This is a genomic window from Dactylosporangium sucinum, from assembly GCF_014647515.1.
Classification (GTDB): domain Bacteria; phylum Actinomycetota; class Actinomycetes; order Mycobacteriales; family Micromonosporaceae; genus Dactylosporangium; species Dactylosporangium sucinum.
This window is the reverse complement of the sequence record NZ_BMPI01000004.1, coordinates 193,368-213,497: the sequence shown is the minus strand read 5'-3', so window position 1 is coordinate 213,497 and position 20,130 is coordinate 193,368. Positions and strand designations below refer to the sequence as shown.

Below are 20,130 nucleotides of genomic sequence, written 5' to 3'. Positions count from 1 at the left end.
TGCGGTCACCAGCTCGGCGGGCAAGCGGCGCCCGCGCTCCGCGCCGGCGCCGGAAACCCGCCGGCCGGGAACCCGCCCACAGGCCCGCAGCACGCCTTCGAGAAGTCAAGCCAGCTCCCGCCCGACGATGGTGGCTCTACGGACTTGACGGACGTCGAGGTGTCCGCGACCTCGGCGGGTGGTCGCGGCCCGGGTGCGTAACCGTTGGTTGACGGGTTGCGGAAGCCGTAGGCGTCGCGGGCCACGGTCTGCATGGTGACCCAGCGGCGGGCCTCGGTCACCGTCGCGTTGCCGGCAAGGTACGGGATCGAGGGCAGGGAGTACACGATGGCTGACGGCGATGTAGCGGAACTCCGCTTCAACGTCTGAGCGACGTCATGGGTTGAGGGTGCACGATCAGAGGTGCTGCTTGAGCCAGTCGGGAATGCTCGGATCGTCAACCCCCCACGAGTCCACGACCGTCTCGTCCTCGTGCCAGCTGTTTTCCTTGCCATCGAAGAACTTCTGCCTGTGGCACTTGTACTTGACGATGGTGTCACCTTCGAGCCGGTACTCGTGCCGGTAGTAGTTCTGCTTCCCGTGGCCGCTCCACTCTTGGGTGGTGTAGATCGTCGTCATGGAGGCCGAGTGTACTAAGACGGTAGTGAGACGCCGCTGCACCTTGGCCACGGTGTTGGATAACCACGGCCCACCGGTCGGCATCCAGGTCGGTGGCTAGGCGTGGCCGCAAGGGCAATGATGAGTTGGAGCTGCGAAGCAGGCTGACCTGCCGCGCCGACGGCCTGTCTGACCAGCAGCTGGCCGACTGCAGACAGCCGCCCATGACTCCGGTCCGTCGGGCGCACGACCGTCGCTCCCGTCAGACACCGGTCGCTGCGCTCCCTGCCGCCTGATCCGATAGTCACGCTCTTTGCCTCCGGCGGGGCCTCCAGCCGGGGGCCTCAGGGTTCCGGTGGGCCGCCCTCCGCACCCCCGCCGTCCAGGCAAGCCAACGAGCCGCCAGCGGGGGCTGCCAAGCGTCCGCGCGCCCCTCGCGGTCCGTACTCACCGGGGCAGCCCCCGCCGGCGCCCCGTTCCCCAGAGGGTGGACGACGGGTACACGGAGGGCTTGAGGAGGCGCAGCGACCCGCTCATGCCGTGCAACATGCGTGCAACTAGCCACGGCCAACCGGGGCCAAAGACGGGCAACAGCGGTCAACCGCCGGACCCGGGAAACAAAAATCCCCGACCGCGTTTCCGCAGGTCGGGGACTTGTAAGCCCGGCGAAGAGCTTGTGGGCAGGGGCGGGGTCGAACCGCCGACCTTCCGCTTTTCAGGCGGACGCTCGTACCGACTGAGCTACCTGCCCAAGATGGGCCTTGCGGTCCTGACGGGACTTGAACCCGCGACCTCCGCCTTGACAGGGCGGCGAGCACTCCAACTGCTCCACAGGACCTGGTTTCGGGAAACCCGGTCGTGCCCCCAACGGGATTCGAACCCGTGCTACCGCCTTGAAAGGGCGGCGTCCTGGGCCGCTAGACGATGAGGGCGGCCCCGCAATCATCGCATACGTTGCGATGTCCGCGGTGTTGCTCCCATCCGGCCCCGCCGGAGGCATTCAGAGCATACGTGACCCCCACCGCATGCGCCAAATGGGTATCCCCCGCGGGCGGGGCGGCGCGTAATCGCAGTTCACAGGGGGAGGGCTTCGAGGGTGAACTTGGCCTTCAGCTCTGGGAGCAGGGTCTTGTAGGCCGCGATCGTGGCCGAACGGTCGCCCCCGCCATCGTGGGAAAGGATGATCGCGCCCGGCTTCGTGTTGTTCCTCACGGTCGCGATGATGTGGTTGGTCATCTGCTGGCCCTTCCACTTCTGGAGGTTCCAGTCGAACGGGTCGACCGTCCAGCCGACCGAGACCATCCCCAGTTCGGACGCCACCCTGACGGCCGTGGGGGTGAAGTTGCCGCCCGGGTGGCGGAAGTACTTGATCGGGACGTCCGGGACGGCCTTGTGGATCTCGTCGTTGGTGCGCTGGAGGTCGGCGCGGATGGTGTCGGCGGACTTCTTGCCGAGCGAGGTGTCGTGCTTCCAGGTGTGGTTGCACAGCGTGTGGCCGTCGCGGACGATGTCCTGCACGTACTGCGGGTACTCCTGCACGTTGACCCCGATCACGCAGAACGTGGCCTTGATGCCCTGCTCCCGCAGCATCGCGAGCAGGCGGGGCGTCTCCGGGCCGGGGCCGTCGTCGAAGGTCAGCGCGACCGCGGCCGTGCCGGTCTGGCGCATGATGCCGTCGGCGGGCGGCGGCGGCGATGACGAGGCCGACGCGGAGGCCGACGCCGATGACGAGGGCGACGCGGACGCCGAGGCGGACGGCTTGGGCGACGAGGCCGACGACGGGTTCTCGCCGATCGGGTGCGCGACCGGCGCCCCGCCGCCCTGGCCGGACGCGGCCGCCGAGGCGACCCCGCCGTCGGCGGCGTGCCACTGCGCCGACGGGGCGCTGCTGGCGCAGCCGGCGAGAGCCAGCGCAGCGGCGGTGATCAGCGCTCCTAGAACTCGACGCATGGCGAGGCTCCGATATCGACGGGACGGCGAGTGACGATGGCACACGCTAACGAGTCCGGAGCCCAAGGGACCTCCCGCGTTCGAGCCGTGGCACGAACCCGGGAGTACCGAGTGACGGGACTTTTACGCAGAGGAAGGGTTCGATATGGAGGTGAGTATCACCAACGCGTCTGTCAAGCTACCCGGTCGTAGGACACCTTCCGGCAGTGTGGACTCATCCCATCCGGTGCCGCCGGCGGCCAGGACGACGGGCCGTACGCGCTCGGCCAGTATGGCGGACAGTTGGGCGGGATCGGCGGTCGACGGCTGGTGCGACCACACGAGCACGGCGGCCGGCCCGGTGCGGCGCACGGCGGCGATGAGGGCGGCCGGCGGCACCCGGGCACCCAGCACCCGGGCGGGAACCCCGCGGGACGCGAGCGCCGCCGCCAGCGCCTCGATCGGCAGGCTGTGCTGCTCCTCGTCGGCGCAGGTCAGCAGCGTCTGCACCGGGACGTCGGCCGCGGGGCGGGGCACCGTGCCGAGGGCGGCCGAGACGCAGCCCGACAGCAGGTGCTCGACCTCGACGTAGGCGCCGGTGGCCGAGTACCGCTCGCCGATCGCCGTCAGCACCGGCACCAGCACGGCGTCCCACGCGGTCACGACGCCGAGGTCCTGCACCGCGCGCGTGACCCGCTGGCGCACGGCCGGCGCGTCGAGCCGCATGGCGGCCCGGATCAGGCCGCGGACCAGCAAACCGGCGTCAACCCGCGCAAATCCGGCCGAATCAGGGGAAGTCGACGACAGCGGGAGCCGGTTGGCCCAGCGCGCGGCCTCGCTCGGGGCGACGCCCTCGAAGATCAGCCGCTGCATGACCTGGAGCCGCTCGACGTCCTGCTCGGTGTACCGCCGATGATGCCCCGGCTCGTGCAGCGACGGCCCCATCCCGTACCGCTGATGCCAGGTCCGCAGTGTGGTCACCGCGACGCCGAGCCGCCGGGCCACCGCCCCGGCCGAGTAGGCGGCGGCTGTGCTCATCGCTCCGACGACCGCCAGGCGTCGACGACGCCGGCCAGCCAAGGCGCATAGAACTCCGGGGACCGCGCCATCCGCGCGACCAGCTCGTCGGGCGCGACCCAATCGACCGCGGCCACCTCGGCGGGGTCGACGGCCTCCGGGGTGCCCGCGAACGAGCCGACGAGCACGTGGTCGTACTCGAACTCGACGCGGCCGGAGTCCGGGTCGTCGGCCTGGTAGAGGTACACGCCGACCTCGCGCAACGGCACGGTCGCGACGCCGAGCTCCTCCACGAGCCGGCGGCCGGCCGCGTCGGTGACCGCCTCGCCGGGGCCGGGGTGGCCGCAGCAGGCGTTGGCCCAGCGGAGCGCGAACCGGGTCTTGACCGCGGCCCGCTGCTGCAGCAGCAGCCGCCCGTCGGGGTCGACGAGCAGCACCGAGAAGGCCCGGTGCAGCCGGCCCGGCGCGCGGTGCGCCTCGTCGACGGTGGTCTCCCCGATCGCCGTGCCGTCGGTGCCGACCAGCTCGACCAGGTGTTGCTCCCGAGTGTTCACGACGCTCCCGTAATGCGCTGTGCGGCGAGGCGGCCGGAGATGAGGACCATCGGCACGCCGACCCCGGGCTGGGTGCCCGAGCCGGCGAAGACCACGTTGGACAGTGTGGGGTGGACGTTGCCCGGCCGGAAGGGGCCCGTCTGCCGGAGGGTGTGCGCCGCCGCGAACGGGGTGCCCGCGGCCATGCCCTGGTCGGCCCAGTCCGCCGGGGTCACGAACCGGGAGGCCTCGATGGCGTCGCCGAACCCGCGGTACCCCCGCTGCTCAAGGGTGGCGATGAGCTCGCTCCGATAGGTGCCGGCCAGCGAGCCGCGCCAGTCGAGCAGCGGTGCGGTCAGGTTGGGCGTCGGCGCGAGCACGTAGTAGGTGTGCCGGCCCTCCGGCGCGAGCGACGGATCGCTGCGGGTCGGGTTGGTGACCAGCAGCGACGGGTCACTCATCAGCCGGCCCCGGTCGATCACCTCGTCGAACGTCTCCCGCCACGACCGGCCGAAGTGGATGTTGTGATGGGCGATCCCACCGTACCCCTGGCGCGACCCGACGTGCAGCACGACGCAGGACGGCGAGTATCGCAGCCGGCGCCGCAGCGGCCCGGTCGGCAGCAGGTCGTAGGCGACGGGCAGGTCCGGGTTGAGCACGACGGCGTCGGCCGGAAAGCGCCGGCCGTCGGTGGTGACGACGCCGGACGCGCGGCCGTGGGTGACCTCGACCCGCTCGGCGGCGGCGCCGTAGTGGATCGAGACGCCGTGCTTCGTGGCGACGTCGGCCAGGGCCCGCGAGACGGCGTGGATGCCGCCACGGGGGAAGTAGACGCCGGCGACCGAGTCGAGGTACGCGATCACCGCGTAGAGGGCGAGGGCCTGGTGCGGCGCGACCCCGGCGTACATGGCCTGGAACGAGAAGATCCGGCGGGTCCGGGGGTCGCGGAAGAACGAGTCGACCTTGGCCTGCAGCCGGCCGAACCCGCCGAGCCGGAGCAGCCGCCAGAGGTTGGCCGTCACCAGGTCGCGCGGCGAGTCGAGGTTGCGGTCGATGAAGTCGGCCCGCTCCAGGGCCCACAGCTCCCGCGCGTACTCGACGAACCGCAGGTAGCCGTCGGCCTCGCGGGACCCGCAGACGCGCGCCACCTCGCCGGCCATGCGCGCCGTGTCGGCGATGACGTCGAGGGTCGAGCCGTCGGGGAAGTGCGCGCGGTAGGCCGGGTCGAGGCGGCTCAGCGTCACCCAGGCGCCCAGGTCCTCGCCGACCGTGCCGAGCAGCTCCTCCAACAGCGACGGCATGGTCAGCACGGTCGGCCCGGTGTCGAACTCGTAGCCGTCCACGGAGAGTTTTCCGGCTCGCCCGCCGGGGTAGTCGAGGCGCTCCAGCAGCGTGACCTCGCGGCCGGCGGCCGCCAGCCGGATTGCCGCGGCCAGGCCGCCCAGCCCGGCGCCGACCACGACGACGCGATCCGTCGGTCCGGGCACGGTTCGCATGGCGGCCTCCTGGGTGTTTCGCCTCGCTCAGATCGGAAGCGTAGCGTAGGCTCGAAGTTGCGTCGATTAGTGCGTCGATTCTGGAGGCCCCGATGGAGCCAGCGTCACTGACCGCCTCATACGAGCGGTGCCGCGCGCTCCACCGATACCACGGTCGCACGTACTACCTGGCCACCAAGCTCCTGCCCACCTGGAAGCGGCGGCACGTGCACGCCCTCTACGGTTTCACGCGCTACGCGGACGAGATCGTCGACCGCACCGCCGCACTGACCCCGCAGCAGCGCGCGGCCGAGCTCACCGCCTGGTCGGCCGCGTTCGTCGCCGGCCTGCGCGGCAAGCCCACCGGCGACCCGCTGCTGCCCGCGGTGCTGCACACCATCCAGGTCTTCGACATCGACCTGGAGGACTTCCGCAAGTTCCTCGACAGCATGGCGATGGACCTGACCGTCACCTCGTACGCGACCTATGACGACCTGCTCGGCTACATGGAGGGCTCGGCCGCGGTCATCGGCACGATGATGCTGCCGATCCTGGAGTCCGCCGACCGCGCGGCCGCCCGGGAGCCCGCCCGCCAGCTGGGCCTCGCCTTCCAGCTGACGAACTTCATCCGCGACGTCGCCGAGGACCTTGAGCGCGGCCGGGTCTACCTGCCCCAGGAGGACCTCGACCGGTTCGGGGTCACGCACGCGGACCTGCGTGCGGCGCTGACGGCGCGGCGGAGCTCCTCCGCGATCAGGGAGCTCATCCGGTACCAGACGATCCGCGCACGGCAGCACTACGCGGCGGCGGCGCCGGGGATCCCGATGCTCGCGCCGTCGTCGCAGTCCTGCATGTGGGCGGCCTTCCGGCTGTACGGCGGGATTCTCGACGAGGTCGAGGCGCAGGACTGCGACGTGTTCGCCAAGCGGGCCACGGTGCCGCGCCTTCGCCGGCTGACCGTCGCGCTGTCCTGCCTGCTGGCCCGCCCGGCCGCGCCGGCGCCCGCCGTGGAGATCCCCCACCCGCGGGAGGGCGTGCTGGACCTGCGGAGCACGGCGGTATGAGGGTCGCCGTCGTCCTGTTCACCCGGGACCTGCGGATCCACGACAACCCGGCGCTGGCGGCCGCGGCCCGGGCTGCTGAGCGGGTCGTGCCGCTCTTCGTCCACGACCCGGCCCTGCCCGCGCCCCGGTTCCTGGCGTCCGCGCTCGCCGACCTGCAGTCCTCCCTGCGCCGCCTGGGCGCCGACCTGGTCGAGCGGCGCGGCGACCCGGCCTCGGAGGCGGTCAAGGTCGCCCGCGCGGTCGGCGCCGAGGGCCTCGGACTGGCCGAGGACGTGAGCCGGTACGCAAAACACCGGCTGGCCCGGCTGACCGACGCCTGCGCCGCCGAGCGGATCGCCCTGAGGACCTTCCCGGGCGTGACGATCGTGCCGCCCGGCTCGCTGCGCCCGGCCGGCGGCGACCACTACAAGGTTTTCACGCCCTACTGGCGCGCCTGGCAGGCGGTCAAGCTCCGCGACGTCGAGCGCGCACCGCGGAGCCTGCGCCTGCCCGACGACCTGCCGGCGTCGTGGACCCGCGACCGCGCGCTGTCCGGCCCGGCCGGCGAGACGGCGGCCCGCCGGCAGCTGACCTCCTGGCTCCGCCACGCCTCGGACTACGAGGAGATCCACGACAACCTGGCCGCCGACCGCACCTCCCGGCTGAGCCCCTACCTGCACTACGGCTGCCTGTCGCCCCGCGAGCTGGTGTCGCGCACCGAGTCGGTCGAGCCCTTCGTGCGGCAGCTCTGCTGGCGCGACTTCTACCACCAGGTGCTGGACGCGTTCCCGGACCTGCGCCGCAAGCCGTACCGCCCGGGCGCCACCGACGCGTGGAAGGACGACCGCACCGCCTTCGAGGCCTGGAAGGCGGGCCAGACGGGCATCCCGATCGTGGACGCGGGCATGCGACAGTTGCTCGCGGAGGGCTGGATGCACAACCGGGCCCGGCTCATCACGGCATCGTTCCTGACCAAGCACCTGGGCGTGGACTGGCGGCTGGGCGCCGACCACTTCTACGACCTGCTGCTGGACGGCGACGTGGCGAACAACTACGGGAACTGGCAGTGGGTGGCGGGCACGGGCAACGACACGAAGCCCTACCGGCGCTTCAACCCGATCCGCCAGGCGGAGCGCTTCGACCCCACGGGCGACTATGTCCGCCGCTACATGCCCGAGCTGGCCGACCTGCCGGGCAAGGCGATCCACCAGCCCTGGCTCGTGCCGGGCAGCCGCGGGTACCCGGCTCCGCTCACCCTTCCCGAAGACGTCGGTCGATCTACCCAGGGGTGATCGACCAACGTCTCCGCGTTGGCACCCCGGACCGAGCCGCTCCAGGCGCCGCGGACCGCCGCCGCGCAGAAACCGCAGCAGGTCGGCAAGGAGCGGCGAGTGAGGCGCGGACCTGGCGCCTCCGCCTCCGCCCGGAGACCGAGCCGCTCCAGGCGCCTCCGCCCGGAGACCGAGCGGCTCCAGGCGCCGCGGGTCGCTGCCGCGCGGGGACCACTGCAGCCGAGATGCGACAGGAAGAGCCGGCCTGGCGCCCGGACCGAGCCGCTCCATGATCATGGGAAACATCTGGTCGCTCCGACAGCCAGAAGTTTCCCTCGATCATGAGCCGGCAACCGCAAAATCATGAGCTGGCAACCGCCGATCATGGGCCGGCGACCGCAGCCGGCGAGCGGCGCGGGCGGAAAGCCGGGCCCGGCGCCCGCGTTTCGGAGACGTTGGTCGATCCTTCCCGGGTAGATCGACCAACGTCTCAGCGGGACCCGGCGCGTCGGCGCGCACAAGAGTGCGGGCCCGCCGGAACGAAGCCGGCGGGCCCGCGGAAGTTCGGCGCGAGGGTTACTTGGGCGTGACGACCTGGCCGCGGAGGGAGATCGCCTGCAGGAAGATGTCGCCGATCTTGGCCGGGTCCGGGGCCACGAAGGTGCCACCGCCGATCGCGTCCGTGATCTGGCGCATCTGGGCCTCGCCCACCTTGTCGCCGATGCCGATCAGGATCACCTGCACCGGCCGGGCCGGGTCGGCGGTCTTCTTCAGCTCGGCGATCAGCTGCTCCAGGGACAGGCCGCCGGCCGGGTCGTCGTTCTCGCCGTCGGTCATGACGATCAAGGAGTTGATGCGGCCACTGTCCCAGCCCTGCTGGACGGCCTTGTAGCCGGCCAGGATCGTGTCATACAGGGCCGTGTCGCCGTTCTTCTTCGGGGTGATCGACTGGAGGGCCTGGAGGCAGGCGGCGCGCTGGCTGACCAGCGGGCCGATCGGGACCAGCTGCTTGTAGTCCTTCGCGCCGTCGAGCTGGGTCGAGAAGGTCCAGACGCCCAGGGCCCAGGAGTCGTCGAAGAGGTTCATGCCCTTGCGGGCCGCCTCCAGCGTGACCTGCATGCGGGTCGCGTTGCCGGCCGTGGGGACGGTCTCCAGCATCGAGCCGGACACGTCGATGACCGCGAGCATGCGGGCGGGCAGGGTGATCGCCTGCCACTTCTGCTGCAGGCTCTCCACCGCCGCGGCGTCCGGGAGCTGGGCGGCGGCCAGGGTGCCGGGGGCGTTGGTCGGGGTCTGGAAGCCCTTGCCGGGGGCGCCGTCGGCGCCGCGCAGGCCGATCGCCCCGAGCTTGTCGCGGAACGACTGGGACTCCAGGGACTTCAGCAGCTCGTTGGCGACCGAGGCGCGGTCGTTGTTGAGCACCACATACGGGTAGTCGAGCGCACCCGCGGAGGGCTCGGCGTAGACGGCGGCCAGGCGGACCGGGGGCTGCACGGCGTTGTACTGGATGATGGCCTGCTCGGACAGCGGCGCGACCGACAGGCCGCTGCTCAGCGCCGTGGGGTCGCTGCCGCGCGGGAACTTCTGCAGCAGGTCGGCCTTGAGCGAGGAGCGGCCGGCGGCGAGGCCGCGCAGCGCGGCGGTCGCGATCTGGGTGGCCTGGGTGGCGTTGCCGCCGCCGGCGGCCTGCGCGGCCGCGGCCATCGTGAGCAGGGCCGCGAGGCCGGTCGAGTCGCGGCTCGGGTCGACGATGCCGACCTTGACCTTCTGGTCGGTGGAGACCTTCTTGATCAGGTCGACGTAGCTGAGCTTCCCCTGCGGCCAGCCGAACGTGGTCGCGATCGGCTCGGGCATGGCGAGCACGACCGGGCTGCTGGCGATCGACTTCGCGGTGTCCGCGCCCACGGCCTGCGGGTTGGCGGTCTTGAGCCGCAGCAGCCACAGCGACGAGTCGGGCACCCAGACGTCCGGGATGCGGGTCTTGCCGTTGGCCTGGCCGACGCCCGTGAGCGTCTTCTGCGACTTCGCGGCGATGGCGGCCGCGATGTCCGCCGGGTCGGCCTCGAAGACGTCGACGTCGACGCAGTTCTCGTCGAGCTTGGCCTGGGCCGACCAGTCGGCCGCCTGCGCCTTCAGGGCCGGCACGATGTCGGCCGGCGCGCCAATGCTGAGCTTGGCGGTGTTGCCGCAGGACGGCTCCGAGTACTTCTGGAATGCGTACCAACTGCCGGCGAGGACGACGAGCACGGCTACGGCGGCGGCGCCCATCTTGAGCGCTCCGCCCGACGACCCCGCTGAGCGGTGGCGACCTTTCACGGCTCTAATCCTCCGGACCGGCGGCCCCAGGGGCCTTGTACCTTCGGTTGAAAATCACTGACGGTACGCATCCCAACAAACGAACGCCCAATCTACAAGGCGCCGAAGAATCGTAGTTAACTGAACACGCCTCGCAATCGGGGCCGGACAATCCGCCGCAAGCAGGCATTCCAGTCGGACTTAAATCTGCCCTAATCGATCTTCAGGGTACCGGAGTGATCACCCATCGTGACGACCAGCGGCCGGTGGTCGGAGACGGGCACGTGCGGGCTGACGACGCCGACCACCCGCGGCAGGCGCTCAAACCCGCGGCGGTCGGCCAGAACGTGGTCGAACTGCACGCGTGGAGCCGGTGCCGGGTAGGTCGGCACCCGGGCCAGCCGGCGCCAGCCGGAGAACAGCCGAGGCAGGCCGCCGGGGAGGTTCAGGTCGGCGAGCAGCACCCGCGGCGCCGGCATCCGGCGCAGCGCCCGGCGCACCAGCCACAGCTGCCACACGTTCCAGCCGGGCACGAACGAGAGGTGCGTAGTGGCGATTGTCACGCGCCCGACCGGCGTCTCGACCACGGCGGCGAGGAGGACCCGCGGCTCGTCGTCGAGCAGCATCATGCGCGCCTTCGGCCCCGGGATCAGGATCGGCGCGCGCAGCGGCGACGCGGGCAGCCGGGTGATCCGCCACTCGGCCACCGGGAAGCGGCTCACCAGCGCGACGCCGTAGTGCGGCTCGCCGCCGTGCTGGTCGTCGTCGGTCGCGACCCGGAAGCCCTCGCCGGGCGTGCCGACCACGGCCGGCACGAAGAGCACCTCGGCGGCATCCATCGCTTCGGCGGCGATCCGGGCCAGGTCGGCGTTGCCGCTGCGCTGCTGCCCGCGGTCGACCTCCTGCAGGCCGAGCACGTCGGCGTCGAGCTCCTCGATCGCCGCGCGCACCCGGCCGGTGTCGACCAGGCCGTCGGTGAGGGAGCGTCCGTTCATGAGGTTGAACGTGCCGAGCCGCATACCTCATTGTCGGCGCCGCAGCTTGCCCACCGCCGACCTGGCGATCGCCTCGGTCTCGGCCCGGTCGACCCCGGGCTGGCCGAAGTGCACGAGCGTGCAGGTCGTGGCGCCCTGGCGGGCCACCACCAGATAGCCGCTCAGGGCATAGGAGTCGTCGCCGGTACCGCCACCGGCCGAGACCCGGAAGGCGGCCGACTCGTCGCCGAGGGCGGGGAAGTCCGCGACGGGGGCGACGGTGACCGTCGTCGTCGCGCCGTCGGCGTCCGTCTCCGTGAAGCTTCCACAGCGCCGGGCCAGATCGCGCTGCCCGTCGAGCGCCGCGGCGCCGGTCGAGAGCCGCTCGGCGAGGAACGGCCCGGTGCTGCCGCCCTCGAAGCGCGCCGTCGGGCCGGCGTCGCCGAAGCCGGCGCGGAAGGCGTCGAGGAGCGGTTCGCAGCCGGCGACGCTCACGCTGCTCGCGGCGCTCACCTCGGCGCTCGGCTGGGGCGGGCTGGTCTGGTAGCCGCCGGGGAGGTCGGCCACCTCCAGCAGCGGGCCGCCCTCCGGCGACGCGGACGGCGCAACGGCCGGGTCGCCGGAGCAGCCGGCCAGGGCCAGCGCGCATCCGGCGACGATCGGCAGCAGCCTCATCCGGTTACCGAAGGACCGTCGGCTGCGAGCCGCGGACCAGCGGGGTCCGCTTGCCGGTGGCCAGGTCGACCTTGGTGACCCAGGAGTGGCCCTGGTGCGCGGCGGTCAGCAGGCCGGTGCGGGCGCCGGCGTAGACCATCTCGCGATCGTCGGCCGCGCCGACCCGGTGCCGGTTGGCGCCGGTGGCGTCGGCCTCGGTCACGCCGACGGCCGTGCCGTCGGTGGTGTACGTGGTCCAGGCGACCTTCTTGCCGTCGGCGCGCCACGCCGGCACGACGCCGAAGCCGCTGGTGCCGTTGCCGCCGCCGCCGTAGACGTCGATCGCGCGCTCGCGGCCGGTCGCCACGGTGCCGATGCTCAGGCAGTTGTCCGCGATGCTCTCGCACTCGCCGCCCCGGAACGCGATCTGCGTGCCGTCGGGCGACCAGGCCACGGCGTCGTCGGTGCGCAGCCGGTCGGCCAGGGTCGGCGCCGGGTCCTCGACCGCTGTATCCGTGATGTAGGCGACCTCGGGCAGGGCCTGGTCGCGGCAGGAGGCGGGGAAGAGGACCGCGGACTCGCCGCCCTCGGCGCTCACGCGGTACACGCCCGGGCCGCCGGTGCAGGAGAGCGCCGCGTAGGCGATCCACCGGCCGTCGGGCGACCAGGAGGGACCACCGGCGGTCCGGTCGCTGACCTGCCGCTTGCCGGAGCCGTCGGCGTGCATGACCCAGACGGTGTCGTTGTGGAGGTACGCCAGGCGCCTGCCGTCCGGCGAGAACCGCGGGCGGGCGTTGACCTCGTCCTCGGTGAGCCGCACCTCGCGGGTGCCGTCGTGGCTGTAGATGACGCCGTCGCGGACGTAGGCGACGGTCGGCGCTTCCGAAACGGCGGCGGCCGCGGCCGACGCGCCGATCAGGCCGCCGAAGCCCGCCAGCGCCACCGTCAGTGCCTTGGTGATCGTCGTGCCGTTCATCCGTGCCCCCCGCTGGTGCCGTCTCGTCCGTGTGACGCCGAGACCATCGGCGCAACCTTGTCGCACCTGAACGGTTCCCGGCCGGGAACTTCGAGATCTCACCGGAACAACAATTTGCACTCGTAGTGCCTTTTTCTGGGCGTGTGCTCTTTCCGGGACCCCGTCTCACGAGCGAGTATCGGAGCCATGACGAACACAGGGATGAGCCGGGTCGCGATCGTCACCGGCGCCGCCCGCGGCATCGGTGCCGGCACCGCCGTCCGACTCGCCGCCGACGGTCACGCCGTCGCCGTGCTGGACCTCGACGAGAACGCCTGCAAGGACACGGTCGAGCGGATCACCGCCGCCGGCGGGCGGGCGCTCGCCGTCGGCGCCGACGTGTCGGACGCCGACCAGGTCGCGCGGGCGGTCGACCGCGTCGCCGACGAGCTCGGCCCGCCGCTCGTGCTGGTCAACAACGCCGGGGTCATCCGCGACAACCTGCTGTTCAAGATGACCGACGCCGACTGGGACACGGTCATCGGCGTGCACCTGCGCGGGGCGTTCCTGATGAGCCGGGCCGCCCAGGCCCACATGACGGCGGCGAAGTTCGGCCGCATCGTCAACCTCTCGTCGTCCTCGGCGCTCGGCAACCGCGGCCAGGCGAACTACTCCGCCGCCAAGGCCGGCCTGCAGGGCTTCACCAAGACCCTCGCGATCGAGCTGGGGCCGTTCGGCGTCACCGCCAACGCCGTCGCGCCCGGCTTCATCGCCACCGACATGACCGCCGCGACCGCCGCCCGTATGAAGGTCGACTTCGAGACGTTCCAGAAGGGCGCCGCCGAGCACATCCCGGTCCGCCGCGTCGGCACCCCGGAGGACATCGCCCACACGATCTCCTTCCTCGTCAGCGAGGGCGCCGGGTTCGTGTCCGGCCAGGTGATCTACGTGGCCGGCGGGCCACTCGACTGAATCGGGGAGACGTTGCATCCAACAGCACTCGCGCGGGACTTCCTCCGCTCGCACGATCCCGCCACGACCGACCACCTCGAGTTCCTGCGGGCCCGCTTCGACGCCGGCCTGGCCTGGGTGCAGTTCCCGCCCGGCCTCGGCGGCCTGGGCCTGCCCCGCGAGCGGCAGACCGAGGTCGACGCGGTCCTCGCCGAGGCCGGCGCGCCGGACAACAACCCGCGGCGGATCGGCATCGGGCTCGGCATGGCCGCGCCGACCATCCTGCGCCACGGCACCGACGAGCAGCACCGGCGGTGGCTGCGGCCGCTGTGGACCGGCGAGGAGGTGTGGTGCCAGCTGTTCAGCGAGCCGGGCGCCGGCTCCGACCTGGCCGGGCTGGCCACCCGCGCCGTCCGCGACGGTGACGACTGGGTGGTGACCGGCCAGAAGGTCTGGACCTCGATGGCGCACGAGGCCCGCTGGGCCATCCTCATCGCCCGCACGGATCCGGCGGTACCGAAGCATCAGGGCATCACCTACTTCGTCCTCGACATGACCGCGCCCGGCGTCGAGGTGCGGCCGCTGCGGCAGATCACCGGCGAGGCCGAGTTCAACGAGGTGTTCCTCACCGACGTGCGGATCCCCGACGCCGACCGGCTCGGCGCCGTCGGCGAGGGCTGGCTGATCGCGCAGACCACGCTCATGAACGAGCGGGTCGCGATCGGCGGCGCGGCCACGCCCCGCGAGGGCGGCGTCATCGGGGTCGTCGCCGACCTGTGGCGGCAGCGCCCCGACCTGCGCTCGCCCGGCCTGCACGACCAGCTCATGCGGCTGTGGGTCGACGCCGAGGCGGCCCGGCTCACCGGCACCCGGCTGCGCCAGCAGCTCGCCGCCGGCCAGCCCGGACCGGAGGGCTCGGCCGCGAAGCTGCTGTTCGCCCGGCTCAACCAGGAGATCTCGCTGCTCGAGATGGAGATGCTGGGCGAGGAGGGCCTGCGCCACGACGAGTGGACGATGCGCCGGCCGACCGTCGTGGACTTCGCCGGGCGGACCGCGGGGTACCGGTACCTGCGCGCCAAGGGCAACTCGATCGAGGGCGGCACCTCGGAGATCCTGCGCAACATCGTCGCCGAGCGGGTGCTCGGCCTGCCGGCCGAGCCGCGGGCCGACAAGGACGTGGCCTGGAAGGACGTGCCGAAGTGACCGACCTGCTCTACACCGACGTCGAGGACGAGCTGCGCTCCTCGGTCCGTTCCCTGCTCGCCGACCGCGTCTCCCAGCCTGACGTCGTCGACCTGAAGCTGTGGCGGACCCTCGCGGTCGACCTCGGCTTCGCCGGGCTGCCGGTGCCGGAGTCGGCCGGCGGCGCCGGGGCGAGCTGGCGGGAGACCGCGGTCGTCCTGGAGGAGCTCGGGCGGACGGTCGCCCCGGTGCCGTTCCTGGGCAGCGCGGTGCTGGCCACCGCGGCCCTGCTCGGCACCGGCGACCCGCTCCTGGACGCGCTGGCCGCCGGCAGCCGCACCGCGACGCTCGCCGTGCCGGTGTCCGCGTCCGGCCTGTTGCCTTCCGTGGCTCTCGTCGACGGCGCCCTGACCGGCACCGTCACCAGCGTGGTCGACGCGGCCGCCGCCGACGTGCTGCTCGTGCCCACGGCCGACGGGCTGTACGCGGTCGAGGCCGCCGACGTGACCCGGACGCCGGTCGTATCGTTCGACCTGACCCGCCCGCTGTCCGACATCGTCCTCGACGGGGCGCCGGGCCGGCGGGTCGGCGACGCCTCGCTGGTCGCCGACGCGCTGACCGCCGCGGCCGCCCTGCTGGCGTCGGAGCAGCTCGGCGTGGCCGAATGGTGCCTGACCACCACCGTCGAGTACGTGAAGACGCGCCGGCAGTTCGCCCGCTCGATCGGCTCGTACCAGGCGGTCAAGCACCGGCTCGCCGACCTCTGGGTGCAGGTGACGCAGGCGCGCGCGGTGGCCCGCTACGCGGCGGACTGCCTGGCGACCGGCAACCCGGACCTTCCGGTGGCGGCGTCGCTGGCCCAGGCGTTCTGCTCGCCGGTCGCGGTCAAGGCGGCGGAGGAGTGCGTCCAGCTGCACGGCGGCATCGGGTTCACGTGGGAGCATCCGGCGCATTGGTACCTCAAGCGCGCCCGCGCCAACGCCTCGTCCTTCGGCACGGCCACGCAGCACCGCGCCCGCTTGGCGACGTTGGTCGCCCTCCCCACCCCGTAACCGCGTCGATCTTGCAGTTGTGGTGCCGCGACACTCCGACGATGTCCGGGTTTGTCAGGCACCACAACTGCAAGATCGACGCTAGAGGAGGAGGCGGACCAGGGACTCCGCTACGCAGACCGGCTTGTCTGCGCCCTCGCGCTCGATCGTCACGCGGTTCTTCAGCTGGAGCCAGCCCTCGCCCAGGTCGTCGGCGACCAGGATCTCGACGCCGGCCCGGATGCGCGAACCGACCGGGACCGGGGCCGGGAACCGTACCTTGTCCAGGCCGTAGTTGATGCCCATTCGCACGCCCTCGACCTTGTATACCTCGCTGACCAGGCCGGGTAGCAGCGACAGGGTCAGGTAGCCGTGGGCGATCGTCGTGCCGAACGGGCCGGCGGCGGCGCGCTCGGGGTCGACGTGGATCCACTGGTGGTCGTCGGTGGCGTCGGCGAAGAGGTTGACCCGCTCCTGGGCGACCTCGCGCCAGTCGCTGTAGCCGAGGTGTTCACCGACCGCGGCCAGCAGTTCGCCGGCGCTCGCAAACGTCCGCATGACGTCGATCCTGCACACCGGGTGCAATATCCGTCAACGGATTCCAGCTGTTTGCGGGTGTGGAGAAGGCAACGGCCGGCTCCCCGCGTGGGGAGCCGGCCGCCGTGCTCCTATGAGCGGTTGAACCAGCTGTTGACCTTCACGTCCGACTTCACGATGGTCGTTCCGGGAACGGCCGGTGTGACGACCGAGGTCGTCACCGTGCCGGTGCCGGGCAGGAGGCCCTTCACCGTCACCGTGTAGGAGGTCGTGGCGCCGGGCACCGGGTCGGTGCTGACGATGCGCAGGTCCTCGGTGGGCAGCGTGTTGAGGGGCAGGCCCTGACCGCCGGTGCCGCTGACGTTCTCGGCGCCGACGACCATGTCCTGGCCAGCCGGAAGGTTGTTGAGGGCGGACGTGTCGTAGGCGAACACGATGTCCTGGACGCCGTTGACGCCGATCCAGACCTGGAACGCCCGCTGGCGGGTCGTGCCGAAGTCGTTGACCCGCCACTCGACGACGATCCAGTCGCTCACGCCGTCCGTGAGCACACCCACGAACAGGCCGGGCGCGCCCGTGCCGTCGAGGTCGGTCCAGAACGGTGCGAGGACGTTGTTCGGCTTCGCCGGGTCCGGGATCGCGGTGATGTTGCAGCAGTTGTTGTTCTCGTTGCTGTCGTCATCGCCCGGGATGATGTACCCGTTGGAGTCGATCGTCAGAGCGCCGTAGTCGATGCCGTTGTACTTGTAGCTCGGCACGTTGAAGGTGACGAGCTGCTCGTCGCCGACGGCCGTCGGCGCGATGCCGAAGATGTCCAGCGGAATGTAGCCGGCGATCGTGCCCGGCTGCAGCGACGGCGTGCCCGGGACGGCGCCGGCGAGCGACGCGCCCTTCTTCTCGGCCTTCAACGGGTTGACGACCGTGGCGCCGTTGGCACCGACGATCGGCAGGTTCAGCGTCGACGTGGTGGTGAAGTCGGCGGTGGTGTCGTTGAAGGTCTCGTTGGTCGCCGTGACGGTGCACACGCTGTTGTGCAGCAGGTTCACCGACGCGGGCGTGCAGGACTGCGTCACCTTGATGTCGCCCTGCTTAGGCACGAAGGCCACCGGCAGGTGCAGCGTGGGCAGACCGTTGCCGGTCGGCTTGAGGCGGACCTCACCGAAGTACTGGCCCTCGGTCGCGCTGGACTTGATGGTGATCGAGATCTGCTGGGTCTTGCCGGGCGCGATGGAGAAGACGCTCGGCGAGGCCGTGATGCTGGAGCCGGCGGGCGACGTCGTCTCGACGCGGTACACCTGCGTCTTGTTGGTGACGTTCTTCGCCGTGCGCACGGCGGTGAGCTTGCCCGGCATGACCGGGGCGTTCACCGACGGCAGGTTGATCTGCACCGCGTTGACCGGGTCGTTGCCCAGCGTGAACATCCGGTCGGCCGACTCGTCGAAGGTCAGACCGGGGTTCGCGGCGAGGTTGACCTGGACGCGACCGGCGCCCATGTCGAACGGGTCGGCCGGGGTCGAGCCGTTCTGCTTGACGACCTTGGTGGTCGCGGTCGTCATCAGCGCCGACTTGATCTGACCCGGGGTGAAGCTCGGGTGCAGCGCCTTCTCCAGGATCGCGGAGCCGGCGATGTGCGGCGAGGACATCGACGTGCCGGCGATGGCCATGAAGTACTCGCCGGCGGGCCCGAGGCTCGGGTCGTCCGGCGTCGGCGTGTTGCCGGCCAGGATCTGCGCGCCGGGCGCGGTGATGTCCGGCTTGATGAAGTTGCCGCCGGGGCCGCGCGACGAGAACGTCGTGATCGCGTCACCGGTGCCGATGACCTTCTCGCCCTGCGTGAACTTCGCCTTGATGCCCGGGTGGGCCGCGACGTAGTTCAGGAACGCGGTGCCGTCGGCGAGGTGCACCGTCGGCAGCCAGTGGTTGTCGCTCAGCGCGTCAGCCGCCGGGTTGTTGTACAGGATCATGCCGGCCGCGCCGCCCTGCTTGACGTTGAAGCCCTTCAGGATGCGGCCCGGGCTGCGCTGGCAGGCCACGATCTTGCCGACGAACAGGCCGGGCGGAGCCGGGGCCTCGCAGGTGGGGTTGCTGTACGGCGCCGCCGACGCCAGCACGACCGGAAGCGGGCTGCTGATGCCGGTGGTGATCGAGACGCCCGTGAGGTTCACCTGCGTGCCGTCGCTGGAGCTGACGGTCAGGGTCGACTGGAACGAGCGCTTCTGGGTGGAGGCGGCCACGGTGGTGACCCACGGCGAGAGGTGGTCTGCCGTGGAGGCACCGGGGCCCGCGTTGCCGGCCGAGGCCGCGACGAAGACGCCGGCCTTGTAGGCGTCGAAGAACGCCAGCTCGACGACGTCGGTGTACGGGCTCGCGCCACCCGAGATCGAGAAGTTGATGACGTTGACGCCGTCCTTGATCGCCTGGGCGACCGCGGCGGCCGAGTCGGTGCTGTAGCAGCCGGTGGCGCCACAGACCTTGTACACCGAGACCCACGCGCCGGGGGCGACACCGTTGATCGGGCCGCGCTCGACGTTGAAGACCTTCGCCGAGGCGACCGGGTTGCCGGCGGCCGTCGACGCGGTGTGGGTGCCGTGGCCGTCGGAGTCGCGGGCGGTGTACCCGTAGACCTCCATCGGCTGCTGGGCGTTGTAGGTGTTGAGGAAGCCCTTGCCGCCGATCAGCTTGTTGTTGCAGACGAACGGGTCGCTGGCCGGGGTCAGGGGGTTGTCGCCGAAGTCGCAGGCACGCGGCGTGCCGTCGGCCTTGGCGGGCGGGGCACCGAGGTTGCCGTTGTCGGCGAACGACGGGTGCTCCGGCCAGACGCCGCTGTCGAGCGAACCGAAGATGACGCCCTTGCCGGCGTTCGGCTTGCCGCCGAGCTGGGGGTACGTCTGGTCCGCGCCGATGAAGGCGGTGCTGGAGTCGGTCTGCGGCGCGCGCGCCACGTCGGACTGGACCGCGACGACGTTGTCGATCGTCAGGATCGCGCCGATCTTGTTGGCCGGCACCGACATCGCGATGCCGCCGTAGACGGTGCGCAGCCGCTGGCCGACCTTGGCGTCCGGAACCTGCTTGCGCAGGTCGGCGAGGAATTTGTCCTCGATTCCGGCGATCCGGCTTTCGTACCGCTGCTCCGCCACGCTTCCGGAAAGGGCCTTTCCGGTGACGGACGGGCTGGTCGCCTCATATCCGGCGATTTCGCCGGAGTATGTGGCGGTCGAGTCGTAGTCGAGCTTTACCGCAATGGCCACCTGGGTGGTGTCGGTGCGGTTCAGCAGGGCGGGGTCGGTTTTGGCCATTCGACTGGTCGGCGACTTGGACGCCGTCGTCTGCTTGGCCGCCTTGAGGCTCTGGACCAGTGACAGGCTGCTCGCCGGGATCGGTGCTGCCTGGCTCGGACTGGTCGAGACGATCACGAGTAGTGGCGGAACGAGTGCGGACGCCACAGCGGCGCGCACCCATCTCCGTCGACTCATCCATGCCCCCTCTCGTGGACGGGATGTTGGGCGGCATATCTCAGACCCTCAATGCGCCCGGGAACAAGGCATCAACATGCCAGCTTTTTGACCCTTCGGAAAGGGGGCATCACTCTCCGAAAACGGGTCCGCAGCGCGGTGTAGGGGAATGTCGAGGGTAACGGCACGCAACTATCTGTGACATCAACAAATAGTGATGTCCAAGTCGTCCGG

General features: G+C 71.4%; 17 protein-coding genes and 3 tRNA genes. 5 read left to right on the top strand and 15 right to left on the bottom strand.

The features are described from left to right. Positions 1–5: 5 nt before the first annotated feature. The 9 genes from IEZ31_RS56085 to crtI form a co-directional block, all read right to left on the bottom strand. Complete coding sequence (locus tag IEZ31_RS56085) at positions 6–326, bottom strand: hypothetical protein (RefSeq protein WP_229834227.1); 321 nt, start codon at positions 324–326, stop codon at positions 6–8. 70 nt (positions 327–396) lie between these two features. Next, positions 397–618: a hypothetical protein gene (locus IEZ31_RS05165; protein ID WP_190248551.1), complete on the bottom strand. Its 222-nt coding sequence runs from the start codon at positions 616–618 to the stop codon at positions 397–399. 656 nt (positions 619–1,274) lie between these two features. Then, positions 1,275–1,348, bottom strand: a tRNA-Phe gene (locus tag IEZ31_RS05160). A gap of 13 nt (positions 1,349–1,361) precedes the next feature. After that, positions 1,362–1,435, bottom strand: a tRNA-Asp gene (locus IEZ31_RS05155). 21 nt (positions 1,436–1,456) lie between these two features. Beyond that, positions 1,457–1,529: transfer RNA gene (locus IEZ31_RS05150), tRNA-Glu, on the bottom strand. 142 nt (positions 1,530–1,671) lie between these two features. Beyond that, the gene (locus IEZ31_RS05145; RefSeq protein WP_190248550.1) at positions 1,672–2,547 is read right to left on the bottom strand and encodes a polysaccharide deacetylase family protein; all 876 of its coding nucleotides are present in this window, start codon (positions 2,545–2,547) and stop codon (positions 1,672–1,674) included. Positions 2,548–2,670: 123 nt separating this feature from the next. After that, positions 2,671–3,564, bottom strand: coding sequence for a MerR family transcriptional regulator (locus tag IEZ31_RS05140; protein ID WP_190248549.1), 894 nt, complete (start codon positions 3,562–3,564; stop codon positions 2,671–2,673). After that, on the bottom strand, positions 3,561–4,097 hold the full coding sequence (gene idi, locus IEZ31_RS05135) for an isopentenyl-diphosphate Delta-isomerase (protein WP_190248548.1): 537 nt from the start codon (positions 4,095–4,097) through the stop codon (positions 3,561–3,563). The genes IEZ31_RS05140 and idi overlap by 4 nt, the downstream gene beginning before the upstream one ends. Next, the gene (crtI, locus tag IEZ31_RS05130) at positions 4,094–5,572 is read right to left on the bottom strand and encodes a phytoene desaturase family protein (protein ID WP_190248547.1); all 1,479 of its coding nucleotides are present in this window, start codon (positions 5,570–5,572) and stop codon (positions 4,094–4,096) included. The genes idi and crtI overlap by 4 nt, the downstream gene beginning before the upstream one ends. A gap of 92 nt (positions 5,573–5,664) precedes the next feature. On the opposite strand from crtI, the gene IEZ31_RS05125 reads away from it, so the two are divergent. Further along, the gene (locus tag IEZ31_RS05125; protein WP_190248546.1) at positions 5,665–6,615 is read left to right on the top strand and encodes a phytoene/squalene synthase family protein; all 951 of its coding nucleotides are present in this window, start codon (positions 5,665–5,667) and stop codon (positions 6,613–6,615) included. Next, positions 6,612–7,886: a cryptochrome/photolyase family protein gene (locus IEZ31_RS05120; protein ID WP_190248545.1), complete on the top strand. Its 1,275-nt coding sequence runs from the start codon at positions 6,612–6,614 to the stop codon at positions 7,884–7,886. Before IEZ31_RS05125 ends, IEZ31_RS05120 begins: the two co-directional genes overlap by 4 nt. 555 nt (positions 7,887–8,441) lie before the next feature. Here the strand turns inward: IEZ31_RS05120 and IEZ31_RS05115 are convergent. The 4 genes from IEZ31_RS05115 to IEZ31_RS05100 all read right to left on the bottom strand — a co-directional run bounded on the left by IEZ31_RS05115 (position 8,442) and on the right by IEZ31_RS05100 (position 12,764). After that, positions 8,442–10,181 carry a VWA domain-containing protein gene (locus IEZ31_RS05115; RefSeq protein WP_229834224.1) on the bottom strand — a complete coding sequence of 580 codons (1,740 nt, stop codon included), beginning with the start codon at positions 10,179–10,181 and terminating at the stop codon, positions 8,442–8,444. Positions 10,182–10,372: 191 nt separating this feature from the next. Continuing rightward, the gene (locus IEZ31_RS05110) at positions 10,373–11,179 is read right to left on the bottom strand and encodes an endonuclease/exonuclease/phosphatase family protein (RefSeq protein ID WP_190248544.1); all 807 of its coding nucleotides are present in this window, start codon (positions 11,177–11,179) and stop codon (positions 10,373–10,375) included. Between the two features lie 3 nt (positions 11,180–11,182). After that, positions 11,183–11,809: a hypothetical protein gene (locus IEZ31_RS05105; RefSeq protein WP_190248543.1), complete on the bottom strand. Its 627-nt coding sequence runs from the start codon at positions 11,807–11,809 to the stop codon at positions 11,183–11,185. 4 nt (positions 11,810–11,813) lie between these two features. Further along, on the bottom strand, positions 11,814–12,764 hold the full coding sequence (locus tag IEZ31_RS05100) for a TolB family protein (protein ID WP_190248542.1): 951 nt from the start codon (positions 12,762–12,764) through the stop codon (positions 11,814–11,816). Between the two features lie 201 nt (positions 12,765–12,965). On the opposite strand from IEZ31_RS05100, the gene fabG reads away from it, so the two are divergent. From fabG to IEZ31_RS05085, 3 genes are read left to right on the top strand one after another with little or no spacing between them, the layout of a single operon-like run. Continuing rightward, entirely contained in the window at positions 12,966–13,715 is a 750-nt protein-coding gene (gene fabG / locus IEZ31_RS05095; protein WP_190248664.1) for a 3-oxoacyl-ACP reductase FabG, read from the top strand. Between the two features lie 12 nt (positions 13,716–13,727). Next, positions 13,728–14,897, top strand: a complete 1,170-nt coding sequence (locus IEZ31_RS05090; RefSeq protein ID WP_229834214.1) for an acyl-CoA dehydrogenase family protein — start codon at positions 13,728–13,730, stop codon at positions 14,895–14,897. Next, positions 14,894–15,928 (top strand): acyl-CoA dehydrogenase family protein, encoded by a 1,035-nt coding sequence (locus tag IEZ31_RS05085; RefSeq protein ID WP_190248541.1) that lies wholly within the window; start codon positions 14,894–14,896, stop codon positions 15,926–15,928. The genes IEZ31_RS05090 and IEZ31_RS05085 overlap by 4 nt, the downstream gene beginning before the upstream one ends. A gap of 81 nt (positions 15,929–16,009) precedes the next feature. Here the strand turns inward: IEZ31_RS05085 and IEZ31_RS05080 are convergent, their stop codons facing one another. Both IEZ31_RS05080 and IEZ31_RS05075 read right to left on the bottom strand, forming a co-directional pair. Continuing rightward, entirely contained in the window at positions 16,010–16,465 is a 456-nt protein-coding gene (locus IEZ31_RS05080) for a MaoC family dehydratase (protein ID WP_190248540.1), read from the bottom strand. A gap of 110 nt (positions 16,466–16,575) precedes the next feature. After that, positions 16,576–19,917: a S8 family serine peptidase gene (locus IEZ31_RS05075; protein ID WP_190248539.1), complete on the bottom strand. Its 3,342-nt coding sequence runs from the start codon at positions 19,915–19,917 to the stop codon at positions 16,576–16,578. Positions 19,918–20,130: the final 213 nt, after the last annotated feature.